We start from the raw sequence: 13,234 nt of genomic DNA, 5'->3' as shown, positions 1-13,234 counted from the left end.
AATGTAGGTTTTTTCTTACATGCTTGGCAGAAAAAGCCATGTAGTCTCGTCAGGAAATTCAGGGACGATCCGAACCTGATTTCAATCATTCATGTTGGCGAGCATATATCGATGAACAAACACTCTGCACGCTTCGGCGGCGCGGGTCGGCACGTTTTTGCCTTCGCGTTCGCGCCATTGTACCTGGTCAGTCAAGTGGCATTGGCACTGACCACTATCGTGGAGGACCAAGTCATAGATGGGACAGTGCCATTGGACAGTTATCAAGTCCTTGCCGGTGCCACGTTGACGGCCAATGGTGCCCAGGCGCAGGAGATCCAACTGCGCGCTGGATCGGCGCTGGAATTCAACGGTGGCGGTATCACTGCGACGGGCGACGCGCTGGTGGTCGGAAGCGACTCGGTAGCGAGCCTCAAGGGCACCCAGATCGTCAGTCAGGGCCGCGGTATTGTCGCGGCGCGTAGCGGTGACATCGGTTCCACGGTCAATGTGACGGATAGCACGATCGTCGGTGAGCGCGGTGGTGCGGCGTTGGCCAGCAACTCGCAGCTTCATGTCAGCGGTAGCCTGCTACGTGGCACAGGTGCCGCAAGTGCCGGTTTGCGTATGTTCAATGGGCGGTTCGAGGCGATGGACAGCCAGGTGGTGGGAGCCCAGGAAGGTATCTTGGTGTCGGGCGACACTTCGCTGGATGGTCAGGCCCAGATCGACCTGCAGGGCACGGTTGTCGATGGCTTGGACGGGGCCGCGATCGTCGTCGCCGGTGGCGGCACGGTGCCGGCTTCGGCGCGGATCACTGTCGGCAATGGCTCGCAACTCTCAGGCAGCAATGGCAACGTGCTCGAGGTACGCGACCGCTCGACGGCCGACATGACGGTCGATAATTCGCACCTGGTGGGTAACGTAACGGTAGAGGATGGCTCCAGCGCAACATTGACGCTTGCCAACCAGGCCAGCCTCACCGGCCAACTGGAGGGTGTTTCGCGGTTGAGCATCAGCGACCAGTCGCGCTGGGTCATGGTCAGCGATGCCTCTGTTGGTGACCTGGCACTCAAGGACGGCGCTGTGCAGTTCGGTGGCCCAGGCGCATTCCATCGATTGACCGTGGAAAACCTTTCAGGTAACGGGACCTTCGTCATGGATGCCGATTTTTCGACGGGGCAGAGCGACTTTCTGGAGGTTACCGGCCAGGCGAGCGGCAGCCATGGCTTGCTGATCGGCAGCGCTGGCAAAGATCCCGAAGAAGAGAATCAGCTGCATATGGTGCACACCGCTGGCGGCGATGCATCGTTCTCGCTGGTCAATGGTCCGGTTGATCTGGGTGCTTTTTCCTATGAGCTGGTCCAACGTGGGAACGACTGGTACCTGGACGGTTCGCGCAAAATCATCAGCCCTGGTACGCGTTCAGTGTTGGCCATGTTCAACGCTACCCCCACGGTATGGTACGGCGAACTGACCTCGTTGCGTGGCCGAATGGGCGAGCTTCGCTTGGATGAAGGCAAGGCCGGTGCCTGGGTCCGGGCATACGGTAACAAATATGACGTCGCGGCCAGTTCCGGTGTCGCTTACAAGCAGGTGCAACATGGGATGTCCTTTGGTGCGGACGTCCCCCTGCCGATCGGCGACGGGCAATGGCTGGTCGGCGCGTTGGCGGGCTACAGCCGCTCGGACCTGGATCTGAGCCAAGGTACTTCCGGCGAAATCGACAGCTACTACGTGGGGTTGTACACGACGTGGCTGGATAAACAGAGCGGTTACTATTTCGATGGTGTGCTCAAGCTGAACCGTTTTGAAAACGATGCCAAGGTAGCATTGAGCGACGGCCAGAAGGCCAAGGGTGACTACAGCAACTATGGCGTTGGCGCGTCGGCCGAATTCGGTCGCCATATCGCCTTGCAAAACGATTACTTCGTAGAACCTTATACCCAATGGTCGATGGCGCAGTTTCAAGGTCGGGACTACGAGCTCGACAACGGTCTACAGGCCAAGGGCGAGACGGCCCGGTCTCTGTTGGGTAAGGTAGGCGCTACCTTGGGCCGCAACATCGACCTGGGGGCGGGGCGAATCATTCAACCGTACTTGCGCGCCGCCTATGCATACGAGTTCATCGATGACAATGAGGTCAAGGTCAATACCCATCGCTTCGATAACGACCTGTCAGGCTCGCGTGGCGAACTCGGTGTGGGTGTGGCTGTATCGATGGTGGAGCGCTTGCAACTGCATGCTGATTTCGACTACAGCCGTGGCGAACATATTGACCAGCCGTGGGGGGTGAACCTGGGGCTGCGCTACAGCTGGTGAACAACGCTGAAGAGGAAGACGCCGAGTCTTCCTTTTTTTTTGGGGAGAGGTCGACGATGCGCCAGTCCGATGAAAGCCTGCTCTTGCTCAAACCGGTGATTGTTCCTGATCTGCTGGAGGATATTCCGGGAGGTGAGCCTAACTTGTTGCCCGTCAGGGCTGTGCGAAGGCCGCTTCTGGTCAGCGTTCCCAAGTGGCTGATATCCGACCCCAGTGAAGAGGAACCAGAAACCCTGGAGTTGCAGTGGGATGGCCAGTTTCTCGACTCCAGGTGTTGGACCGTTCCGGTGCGTGAAGAAGACCTGGATTTCGAGGTGCCGGTGGAGAAACTGGTCGAGGGGCGGCATAGCTTGACGTACCGGGTGACACTGGGCAACGAAGGGACGGAAGCGTCCGAGCCGCTTACGCTGTACATCGACAAGACAGCACCTGCGCTAGGCGGCCAACGTGGTCGACTCGAAATCGTCGAGGATGCCGAGCAGATCGAGAGGGACGGGCTGACCGCTCGTTATCTGGAGCGTCACCAAGACCGTTTACGTACCCGGGTCCCCGATTACGAAACCCCCATGCCGGGCGACATCATCACGTGGTACTGGGGAGCGAGCGCTGATGATTCGGAACGCGTCGACAGTAGAACCCTGAACGTCGATGACATCGCGCAGCCCTTGTTCATCGACTTTCAAGGCCAGATGATTCGTGAGCGTCAAGACGGCCAACGTTATGCCTACTACGAGATAGAGGATCGCGCGGGCAATCTGAGCGCGCAGGCTCGTTCGTTGGAGATGGGGGTGAACGCTCAGCCAATACCACGCGACCTGGGCTGGGTGGAAATTCCCCAGGCAACCGGCGCAGGGCCAGACCTTACGTTGTCGATGAATGCATTCGTCGAGCCTTTATTGGTAGAAATCCCTGAGACAGCACGGTTGTTTCCGGACGAGACGGTGACGGTGACGTGGGGCGATCCTGGCGATTATGGTTATTTCTCCACAGCCGAGCCGCAGCCTGGAACCGAGCGGCATTTTCTCATCCCGGTGAAGAGCCTCCTGGCCTACAGTCGGCAAACGGTGGTTGTCGGCTACCACGTGTTTGATGGGGTGGAGACCTTCCCCTCTGCTGCGCGTAATCTTGCTGTAAGCCCATTGTCGGAGCACTTGCCCCAAGTGCAGTTGCAAGGGGCCGATGGTAATGGTTTCAGTCTCGGGCCGGCGCCAGCGCTGGTACCTGTCAGGTTGGGGATCTGGTCATGGATGGCCGTTGGCCAGCAGGTCAGGATCACCATCACTGGCGTCCTGCAAAGTGGTGGTGATGCACAGCCTTACCCTGTGCTCGAAGCGCATGTCGTCACACCGGGCGAGGTCAGCCAGGGTATCGGGATGAACGATAGCGTGACAGTTCCCAAGACGTATCTGGCGCAACTGCGCCGTAACCACACCTTCACGCTGCATGTGGGGGTGAGTTTCGACGCGGGCAAGACATGGGTCGACTTCCCCACCTATAGCCCGATGCTGAAGGCATGAGACGCATCAGGATCGGCTCACGGGGCTGATCACTTTGGGAGTGATACCACCATAGTCATTGACGGTGGTGAACTCGACCTTCAGTCCATCCTGGACCGACAACGTATGGAGTGGATAGGTTTGACGGCCCAAGGGGAGCGCCATGTGCCTGGATTCGATTTTCTCGCTCGCTTGGGGGCCGGTGACGGTGAGTTGGTTGAAGGTGAAGTGAAAAGGGGAGGGGTTGTCCACCACCAGATGCGCCTTGCCCTCTATCGACTGCACTGACCAGGCCAGCTCCGCCAGCCGATCTTGCGGGCGACCTTTGAGCTGGCTTGGGCGGTAGAAGACCTTGATACGGGTGCGCATGGCGATGGTCAAGGCGTTGCCTGGTTCGGCATCCGACTGGGGAATCTCCTGCAGATTGAAGAAAAACAATGACTCGCGATCTTGCGGCAGGTCATTGGGCAGACGGTTGATCTGCACGGTCTGCTCGCTGCCCGGATCGATACGGAACAAGGCTGGCGACGCGATCAACGGGACAGCGGTGGTGTTGTCGTCGGTGCTGGTGTTGACCCAGGCTTGCGCGGCATAAGTGCGCTGACTGGGGTTGGCGACGATCAAGGACGTACTGTGCTTGTCGCTGGGCTGGATAAGGCGGGTTGCGCTGATGGTCAGGGCTGCTTGGGCGTCGAGCGGCGAGAGCAGGCCCAGGCAGGCTGCCACCGCTACTGGCAACTGGCAACCGCGCAGGATCTTGCGAAACATGGAAGAATCTCGTGGTGGGCGGGTAACGGAATGCTCCAGGCTGGTTCGAGACTGCCTGGAGCAACGTATTACTTGATGTCGACCAGGAAGGTCACATCAGCGGCAGCATAACCTGGGGTGACGGTTGCGTTGGTAGCCTGGTACATGGCGTAGAACAGCATGTCAGTGGGCTTGGTATCGTCGAGCGCGTAGCCTGCCGACTCCGCATCGGGCGCCAGGTTGGTCCTGCTCTTGTCTTGAATGGCCAGTGCCAGCCCCTCGGCACCGCCTGGTCGCAGTGCATAGAGATCGGTGCCGCTGGGGCCGTGGAGGGGCGAGAAGGTCACGTAACCTTGCTCACCTGGGTTGATGGTGCAACCGGCTCCCGGTGTGACACGCAGGGCGAATGGAATATGCGGGGTTCGCTTGCCAACGCTGTCGAAATAACTGGGGTGAAAGTTACCAATCACCACGCGGGGGAGAATGGTGCCGCCGCTGCCGGGCTCGACGATTTCGATGGGGCAGGTGCCCCCCGGTGTGACCGTGCCGTGAAAATTGATGTTGCCTGTATTGGCCACTGCGGCGCTGCTTGCTAAGCCCAAGGCGAGGGCTGCCAAAGTCTTTTTCATATCCATAGATCCTGAAGGTGAAAAACGATGCTCAAACATGGACGCGCATGTTCGGCTCGCAGGATAGGTGGGATGGCTCTACAAAAATGTAAGGCTCTTCACCCGAGGGGCGTGGAAATATGGACGGTTACTCTGCAGCCCGTTAAGGCTCAGGCGCTCGAGCGTGACGCACGGGGGCACCTCAGTGCCGGCCGTCACCGTCTGGCAGGCTGAGCCGTTGCTTTTGCTGGTGCCAGTCGAACGCTTCGCCTTTCTGCTCTGCCTCGTACCGGAGTTCTTCCAGTCGCTGATACAGGTCCAGTTCTTCGTCAGGCATGAAATGCAGGCAATCCCCGCCGAAGAACCACAGCAGGTCACGGGGGACCAGATGGGCAATCTGCGGGTAGCGCTGGATCACCTGGCAGATCAGGTCCTGGCCGAGGTACTGGCTTTCGAGCGGGTCCTTGGGAAGCACGGCAAGCAGTTCATCGAAGCGCTCCAGGAACAGCGTGTGGCTTTCTTCAGGCACCTGCTCGGCGTCGCCGAGTGCTACCAGGATGGTGCGCAGATGATGCAGCAACTGCAGGTGGTAGGCTTGGTAGTCGGTCGCCATGAAAAAGTCCTCGAGGAAATTGAGTGGGACGGGATTATAGAGGTCGGTGCATCACCGGCCAGCCAGATTTTTCGTACCTGACAATTCTGCCAGTTTCGAGCCGAGGGGAAAGGTGTTCCACTTGGACGAAAGAGGAGAGTTGCGATGAAAATCATGGAGCTCGAGCCTTCGCCGGTGTTTTTCCTGATTGATCGGGACACGATCAATCGCCAGTGGAGGCTGCATGCCGACAAAGCAACTGCAAAAAGCGAGAGGGTCTATTTTGACCGCATCACCGGCCCGGTCAGTAGGAAAATCAGGCTGGTGTGGCTGGGTTACCCATCGCTTCTCTATACCGATAAGCATATTGAAGTGAGCAAGCACCTGCTGAGTGACTTGGAGATGACCCTGACCCACGAAGCAGGCACAAGTCATGGTTGGGTCAGTGACATAAGCCAGACATGGCCCGGTGACGATAAGACCCTGTCGATCAAGGCCTTGCTGGGGGACAGTCGGTTACGCTACAGGACCTTGGACCTGGGGGCGCTGCGCCTGGAGTGGTCGAGCCCGGCCGAGTACACCTTTAATGGTAGCGATGCGGATCTTGCGTTTTTCAGAGGCTATTTCGAACGTCGGGGGCAAACGCTGTTGTATCGCCTTACGCCACCGTTGAACCCGCTCATGCATGATATATCGGTGCATTTCGAAAACGCTGGTAAGTTTTCGCCCTGGCTTTGGCTGTTCGGCGAGGACACGCGCGCTTTTGCAGCAGCACCGCCATCAGCAGAGATCGCCAGTGATTACAATGTGATCATTATTTCATCGTTGATGTACCCCGAGGTTTATAAAGATCTGCCGCCGAGCGATAGTCAATGGATCGCTTCGCTTTTGGCTCCGCCGTCATCGTTCGAATTCGAGGGCGGTGTCTTTGAAGCCAGCCTCTACAGTTACTGGGCATTCTATGCGGCTGGTACGGCGGCAACGCCACGATCGTCCGACGATGAGATAGCCGGTTTGACGAACACAATGGCCATCACGCCTCTGGTCCGCGCGATTGGCAGTTTCGATGCCAAGCAGGAACTTGTGCTTGAGCCTGCCGGTGAAGCCACCTTTGCTTTCGAAGGTGCCCATCTGGGGACGATGGGGCGTGAAAACGGTAGGCAGTACTACTTCCCGCCAGCGGCGCTGCAACCAGCCGCCGAACTGGAGCCTGACAACAAGACCGACCGCCCTGCCGCGCTGTCGGCGACGGTCCGGGAGCCTGTGACGGTGGATGTGATCAAGGCCAGCCGAGGTGAGAGCATTGCCTTCTCAACATTCATTTCCCGTTATGCGCCCCAGACGCATTTTTTCAAGGCCAAGGTGTCAGCAGGCAAACTGTCGCTGTCGCTATGGTACGTGAGCGCTGAATCCGATGAGCAAGTACAAGTTCCAGTCGACGAGCTCGAGTGGAAGATCGTTTCGGGCAATGGAAAGATCTCTCGGGCGGGCGTGTTCACGCCCGCCGCTGTCTTGCCCACTGCTTTCACTGCCGTGTGGGCGCGCGACCTGAGTGACACCCGGTTCATGTATTGGGCGTTCACGATCATTCCCGTCCCGTTGTTCTCAGCGGAGAAAGTGAGCGAGCTGTTCAATGAATGACCGCTCGCTGCTATCTGGCTTATGCCGGCTATCGCACCTGGTCTGGGTTGAGCGTGAGCGCGTCTTTTTCGAATGCATCGACGTCGATCACTGCCCGTCGGGCTCTTTCGGCTTCGTGCAAACGCTGGCCCTCGGCTGGCTGCAGGACACCGGCTGCGACGGCTTCGTCGATAGCCGATTGCCCGTTCGCTAGCCGTACCCCCCCCTCCTTGATGGCGTGGTGCAGCGTCTTGTGCAAAGGCCCGGTTTCATCCAGCAGGTCGCAGGCCCGCTGCAGTGCCGCCACCGGGTCGCCTTCCGCCTGGGGCCGGAAGCAACCGGTCAACAATTCTTCGAGCGCCGGGTCACCTTTGCTTCGGCCGATCAGCGCCGCCACCTCGGCGTCCAGCTCGTCGCTCGGCCCGGTATGCCGACGGCCGAACGGAAACACCAGGACGCGCAAGGCACAACCGACGAAACGGTTAGGGAAGTTATCGAGCAACCGGTCCAGGGCGTTTTCCGCCTGGCCCAGGCTTTCTTCCATGGCCCAGCGCAACAGGGGCTGCATGTGCTCGGGCGAACCCAGGTCGTGATAGCGCTTGAGCGCCGCCGAGCCCAGGTACAGGTGGCTCAGCACATCGCCCAGGCGTGCGCTCAGCCGTTCGCGGCGCTTCAGCGCACCGCCGAGCAGCATCATCGACAGGTCGGCCAGCAGGGCGAAGGCCGCGGCCTGGCGGTTGAGCGCACGGAAGTAGCCTTGGCTCAGGGCATCGCCAGGGACGTTCTCCAGGCGGCCCAGGCCGAGGTTGTAGACCAGGGTGCTGGCCGCGTTGCCGGCGGCGAACATGATGTGCTTCATCAGCAGCTCATCGAACTCGACCAGCGCCTGCCCGCGGTCCTCGCGCCCGGCCAGGGCCATTTCCTCGAGCACGAACGGGTGGCAGCGGATCGCGCCCTGGCCGAAGATCATCAGGTTGCGCGAGAGGATGTTGGCGCCCTCGACGGTGATGAAGATCGGCGCACCTTGCCAGTTGCGGCCCAGGTAGTTGTTCGGGCCCATGATGATGGCCTTGCCGCCATGCACGTCCATGGCGTGCTGGATGCACTCGCGGCCACGTTCGGTCAGGTGATACTTGAGGATCGCCGACAACACCGAGGGCTTCTCGCCCAGGTCCACGGCCTTGGCGGTGAGCAGGCGGGCGCTGTCCATCAGCCAGGCGTTGCCGCCGATGCGGGCGAGGGATTCCTGGATACCCTCGAAGGCCGCCAGCGGTACGTTGAACTGCTCACGGATGTTGGCGTACTGGCCGGTGACCAGGCTGGTGTACTTGCCCACCCCGGTGCCCACGGCAGGCAAGGAGATCGAGCGGCCTACCGATAGGCAGTTCATCAGCATCATCCAGCCCTTGCCGAGCATACCCTGGCCGCCGATGAGGAAGTCCAGCGGCACGAACACGTCCTTGCCGCTGTTGGGGCCGTTCATGAAGGCGGCGCCCAGGGGCAGGTGGCGCTTGCCGATCTCGACGCCGGGGGTGTCGGTGGGGATCAGCGCCAGGCTGATGCCCAGCTCTTCTTCCTCGCCCAGCAGGTGGTCCGGGTCGTAGGCCTTGAACGCCAGGCCCAGCAGGGTGGCGATCGGGCCGAGGGTGATGTAGCGCTTTTCCCAGTTCAGGCGCAGGCCGATGACCTCTTCGCCATTCCACTGGCCCTTGCAGACGATACCGGTATCAGGCATCGCACCGGCGTCGGAGCCGGCCAAGGGGCCGGTGAGGGCGAAGCAGGGGATTTCCTCGCCACGGGCCAGGCGTGGCAGGTAGTGATTGCGCTGCTCGTCGGTGCCGTAGTGCAGCAGCAGTTCGGCCGGGCCCAGGGAGTTGGGCACCATCACCGTGGAGGCCAGGTCGCCGCTGCGGGTGGCCAGCTTCATCGCCACCTGGGAGTGGGCGTAGGCGGAGAAGCCCTTGCCGCCGTATTCCTTGGGGATGATCAGGGCGAAGAAACCTTGATCCTTGATGTGCTGCCAGGCTTCGGGCGGCAGGTCCAGGTCCTGGCCGATCTGCCAGTCGCTGACCATGGCGCAGAGTGCTTCGGTTGGGCCGTCGATGAAGGCTTGTTCTTCGTCGGTCAGTTTCGGTGCCGGATAGTCGAGCAGGGTGTTCCAGTTCGGGCGGCCGCTGAACAGCTCGCCGTCCCACCACACGGTGCCGGCGTCGATGGCCTCGCGCTCGGTCTGCGACATGGGCGGCAGGGTGCGCTGGAACCATTCGAACACCGGGCCTGTGAATACCTTGCGCCGCCACTGCGGCAATGCCACCAGGGCGATCTTCAGTGCCAGCACGATCCACAGCAGGGTCAGCAGCCAGCCGGGGGCGCTGCTGAAAATGCCCATCAGCAGCACATAGGCCGCGAGGATACCCAGGATCTGCAAGGGCGCCAGGCGCCGGTGCGTGAGGTACGCCGCGCCGATCACCAGCACCACCAACCACAACAGCAACATAATCGGTCCTCCTTGGAACCAGGGGCTTGAGCCGTCCCACAGAGCTTAGACGCAACGGCATGAAGGGTAGGGTCTGAACGATGACAGGGTGTGGTTGCAGGCGTTCTGTCGGGTTCGTCATCCTGGGGCTGCCTTGCAGCCCATCGCTGGCAAGCTCCACACGGACCGAGCCGTTCTTGGGGGCGTTGCCGAACCTGGGGCTTGCCGGCGATGGGGCACGAAGCGGTTCTCTGGAGTAGACTGGTCACCCTCCGCATTCACAAGGACAGGGTCATGCTGAAGATCTGGGGCCGCAAGAACTCGAGCAATGTGCGCAAGGCGCTGTGGATCGCCCATGAACTGGGCCTCGATTTCGAATCCATCGATGCCGGCGGCGCCTTCGGCGTGGTCGACGAGCCTCACTACCGGGCGCGCAACCCCAACGGCCTGGTGCCGATGCTCGAGGACGGCGACCTGGTGCTGTGGGAGTCCAACGCCATCGTCCGCTACCTTTGCGCCGAGTACGGCCAGGAGCAGGGCTGGTACCTGGACGATCCTCGCCAGCGCGCCCAGGCCGACAAGTGGATGGACTGGGCCACCTCGTCCTTCGCCGGCCCGTTCCGCCCGCTGTTCTGGGGCCTGCTGCGCACGCCCGAAGAGCAGCGCGACTGGGTGGCGATCAACGCCGCGCACAAGCAATGTGCCCAACTGCTGGCCATCGCCGATGAAACCCTGGCCCACCAGCCGTACTTGTCTGGTGACCAGATCGGCATGGGCGACATCCCATTGGGGAGTTTCATCTATGCCTGGTTCGAGATGCCCATCGAGCGCCCGGCCATGCACCACCTGCAGGCCTGGTACGAGCGCCTGACGGCGCGCCCGGCCTACCAGGCAGCGGTGATGACCGCGCTGACCTGATCGAACACCTCGGCTTCTTCGATAGTCATTATCAATAGACATGACTGTACTTGTGCGGCCAGGCCTTGCACCATTGGCCGCACTCACTGCGCCAGTGACTTTACCTGGCGTGTCCTGCACCTTTTTCTTCGGTAAGTGACCCGCTATGAGTTCCGCCCTGTCCATACGACAGTTGACCAAGACCTACGGCAATGGCTTCCAGGCCCTCAAGGGCATCGACCTGGAGGTTGCCGAGGGCGACTTCTTCGCCTTGCTCGGCCCCAACGGCGCCGGCAAATCCACCACCATCGGCATTCTCTCGACCCTGGTGAACAAAACCAGCGGCACGGTGAATGTCTTCGGCCACGACCTGGACCGCGAGCCTGCGGCGCTCAAGCGCTGCCTGGGCGTGGTGCCCCAGGAGTTCAACTTCAACCAGTTCGAGAAGACCTTCGATATCGTCGTCACCCAGGCGGGTTACTACGGTATCCCGGCCAAGCTGGCCAAGGAGCGCGCCGAACAGTACCTGACCCAGCTCGGCCTGTGGGACAAGCGCGACGTGCCATCGCGTTCGCTGTCCGGTGGCATGAAGCGCCGGCTGATGATCGCTAGGGCGCTGATCCACGAGCCGCGCCTGCTGATCCTCGACGAGCCGACCGCCGGGGTGGACATCGAGCTGCGCCGCTCGATGTGGAGCTTTCTCACCGAGCTGAACCAGAAGGGCATCACCATCATCCTGACCACGCACTACCTGGAGGAAGCCGAGCAACTGTGCCGCAACATCGGCATCATCGACCACGGCACCATCGTCGAGAACACCAGCATGCGCAAGCTGCTCGGCAAGCTGCACGTCGAGACCTTCGTCCTCGACCTCAAGCACGACTTGCCCGCCGCACCGGCGCTGGAGGGATATCCGTGCCGGCTGATCACCCCGCACACCCTCGAGGTGCAAGTGGACAAGGACATCGGTATCACCGCGCTGTTCGGCCAGCTGGCGCTGCGCAACATCGAGGTGCAGAGCCTGCGCAACAAGACCAACCGACTCGAGGAACTGTTCGTGGCCCTGGTGGAAAAGAACCTGTCGAAGGTGGCCGTATGAACCTGGAACTGCGCACCAACTGGGTCGCCCTCAATACCATCGTCTACCGCGAAGTCCGGCGTTTCCTGCGCATCTGGCCACAGACCCTGCTGCCCCCGGCGATCACCATGGTCCTGTACTTCGTGATCTTCGGTAACCTGATCGGCCGGCAGATCGGCGACATGGGCGGCTTCAGCTACATGGAGTACATCGTCCCGGGGCTGATCATGATGTCGGTGATCACCAACTCCTACGGCAACGTGGTGTCGAGTTTCTTCGGCAGCAAGTTCCAGCGCTCGATCGAGGAACTGATGGTCTCGCCGGTGTCGCCGCACACCATTCTCGTCGGCTATGTGCTGGGCGGTGTGTTGCGGGGGCTGGCCGTGGGGGTGATCGTCACCTTGCTGTCGCTGTTCTTCACCCAATTGCAGGTGCATCACCTGGGCGTGACCATCGTCGTGGTGCTGTTGACCGCGACCATCTTCTCGCTGCTGGGCTTCGTCAACGCGGTATTCGCGCGCAACTTCGACGATATCTCGATCATCCCGACCTTCGTGCTCACGCCGCTGACCTACCTGGGCGGGGTGTTCTACTCGATCAACCTGCTGCCGCCGTTCTGGCAGACCGTGTCGCTGGCCAACCCGGTGCTGCACATGGTCAATTCGTTCCGCTACGGCATCCTAGGGGTGTCGGATATCCGTATTGGCACGGCGATTACGTTCATGCTGGTGGCCACCGCGGTGCTCTACCTGCTGTGTGTCCGCCTGCTGGTCAGCGGCCGCGGCATGCGTGCCTGACAGCCGCTGCTTGCGCCGGCGCCACTGCCGGCCCACCCACCAGCGCCAGTACAGCATGGTCGCGAAGTAGGCGAGCACGCCCAGGACCACGCCGCAGACCACCGAACCGAGCAGGAACGGCTGCCAGACGGTGGCGAGCTGGGCGGTGATCCACTCGAAGGTCAGTTCGTCGGGGAGGGTGCGCGGTGGGATCTGCATCAGCCAGGCGCCGGTCATGTAGGTGACGAAGAACACCGGTGGCATGGTCAGCGGGTTGGTCAGCCACACCAGGCTGACCGCGATCGGCAGGTTGCCGCGCAATGGGATCGCCAGGCTGGCCGCCAGCAGCATCTGCATGGGAAGGGGGATGAGCGCTGCGAACAGGCCGACACCCATGGCCCGCGCCACCGAATGGCGGTTCAGGTGCCAGAGGTTCGGATCGTGCAGCAATCGGCCGAGAAAACGTAAGGACTTGTGTTCTCGAATGCTGGTCGGATCCGGCATGTAGCGTTTGAAAAGACGGCGCGGCATGTAGGCTCCCGGCGGGTCGAAGGCGCTCAGTATGCCCTGATTCCCGCACAGCCTCGTTCAGAGTTTGTGACAATTGTTGAGCGGGCTTTGTCGCCATTTCGTCTATGCCTCA

Annotated in this window: 11 protein-coding genes; 6 read left to right on the top strand and 5 right to left on the bottom strand. The window is 61.1% G+C overall.

What is annotated here, in order from left to right; all coding sequences use genetic code 11:
- The first annotated feature begins 111 nt into the window (after window positions 1–111).
- Window positions 112–2,301: an autotransporter outer membrane beta-barrel domain-containing protein gene (locus ACDI39_RS09485; protein WP_225787078.1), complete on the top strand. Its 2,190-nt coding sequence runs from the start codon at window positions 112–114 to the stop codon at window positions 2,299–2,301.
- Window positions 2,302–2,357: 56 nt separating this feature from the next.
- Complete coding sequence (locus ACDI39_RS09480; RefSeq protein WP_225787077.1) at window positions 2,358–3,818, top strand: hypothetical protein; 1,461 nt, start codon at window positions 2,358–2,360, stop codon at window positions 3,816–3,818.
- Window positions 3,819–3,824: 6 nt separating this feature from the next.
- On the opposite strand, the gene ACDI39_RS09475 is transcribed toward ACDI39_RS09480, so the two are convergent.
- The 3 genes from ACDI39_RS09475 to ACDI39_RS09465 form a co-directional block, all read right to left on the bottom strand.
- Window positions 3,825–4,565 carry a fimbrial biogenesis chaperone gene (locus ACDI39_RS09475; RefSeq protein WP_225787076.1) on the bottom strand — a complete coding sequence of 247 codons (741 nt, stop codon included), beginning with the start codon at window positions 4,563–4,565 and terminating at the stop codon, window positions 3,825–3,827.
- A 68-nt stretch (window positions 4,566–4,633) separates the two neighbouring features.
- On the bottom strand, window positions 4,634–5,173 hold the full coding sequence (locus ACDI39_RS09470) for a fimbrial protein (protein WP_225787075.1): 540 nt from the start codon (window positions 5,171–5,173) through the stop codon (window positions 4,634–4,636).
- Between the two features lie 181 nt (window positions 5,174–5,354).
- Window positions 5,355–5,765, bottom strand: a complete 411-nt coding sequence (locus ACDI39_RS09465; RefSeq protein ID WP_225787074.1) for a PA2817 family protein — start codon at window positions 5,763–5,765, stop codon at window positions 5,355–5,357.
- A gap of 144 nt (window positions 5,766–5,909) precedes the next feature.
- On the opposite strand from ACDI39_RS09465, the gene ACDI39_RS09460 reads away from it, so the two are divergent.
- On the top strand, window positions 5,910–7,385 hold the full coding sequence (locus ACDI39_RS09460) for a hypothetical protein (protein WP_225787073.1): 1,476 nt from the start codon (window positions 5,910–5,912) through the stop codon (window positions 7,383–7,385).
- 28 nt (window positions 7,386–7,413) lie between these two features.
- Here ACDI39_RS09460 and ACDI39_RS09455 read toward each other — a convergent pair whose 3' ends face one another.
- Window positions 7,414–9,861: an acyl-CoA dehydrogenase gene (locus tag ACDI39_RS09455; protein WP_225787072.1), complete on the bottom strand. Its 2,448-nt coding sequence runs from the start codon at window positions 9,859–9,861 to the stop codon at window positions 7,414–7,416.
- A 273-nt stretch (window positions 9,862–10,134) separates the two neighbouring features.
- Between ACDI39_RS09455 and ACDI39_RS09450 the strand changes: the two genes are divergently transcribed.
- From ACDI39_RS09450 to ACDI39_RS09440, 3 genes are all read left to right on the top strand, one after another.
- Window positions 10,135–10,758 (top strand): glutathione S-transferase, encoded by a 624-nt coding sequence (locus ACDI39_RS09450; protein WP_225787071.1) that lies wholly within the window; start codon window positions 10,135–10,137, stop codon window positions 10,756–10,758.
- A 145-nt stretch (window positions 10,759–10,903) separates the two neighbouring features.
- Window positions 10,904–11,836, top strand: a complete 933-nt coding sequence (locus ACDI39_RS09445) for an ABC transporter ATP-binding protein (protein WP_225787070.1) — start codon at window positions 10,904–10,906, stop codon at window positions 11,834–11,836.
- The gene (locus ACDI39_RS09440; protein WP_225787069.1) at window positions 11,833–12,612 is read left to right on the top strand and encodes an ABC transporter permease; all 780 of its coding nucleotides are present in this window, start codon (window positions 11,833–11,835) and stop codon (window positions 12,610–12,612) included. Before ACDI39_RS09445 ends, ACDI39_RS09440 begins: the two co-directional genes overlap by 4 nt.
- On the opposite strand, the gene ACDI39_RS09435 is transcribed toward ACDI39_RS09440, so the two are convergent.
- Window positions 12,496–13,122, bottom strand: a complete 627-nt coding sequence (locus ACDI39_RS09435; protein WP_225787068.1) for a DUF2062 domain-containing protein — start codon at window positions 13,120–13,122, stop codon at window positions 12,496–12,498. The genes ACDI39_RS09440 and ACDI39_RS09435 overlap by 117 nt on opposite strands.
- Between the last annotated feature and the right edge of the window lie 112 nt (window positions 13,123–13,234).

The sequence above is a fragment of the Pseudomonas sp. Tun-23181 genome (genome assembly GCF_057415455.1).
Note: the sequence above shows the minus strand (reverse complement) of the source record. Positions and strands in the feature narration are given on the sequence as shown.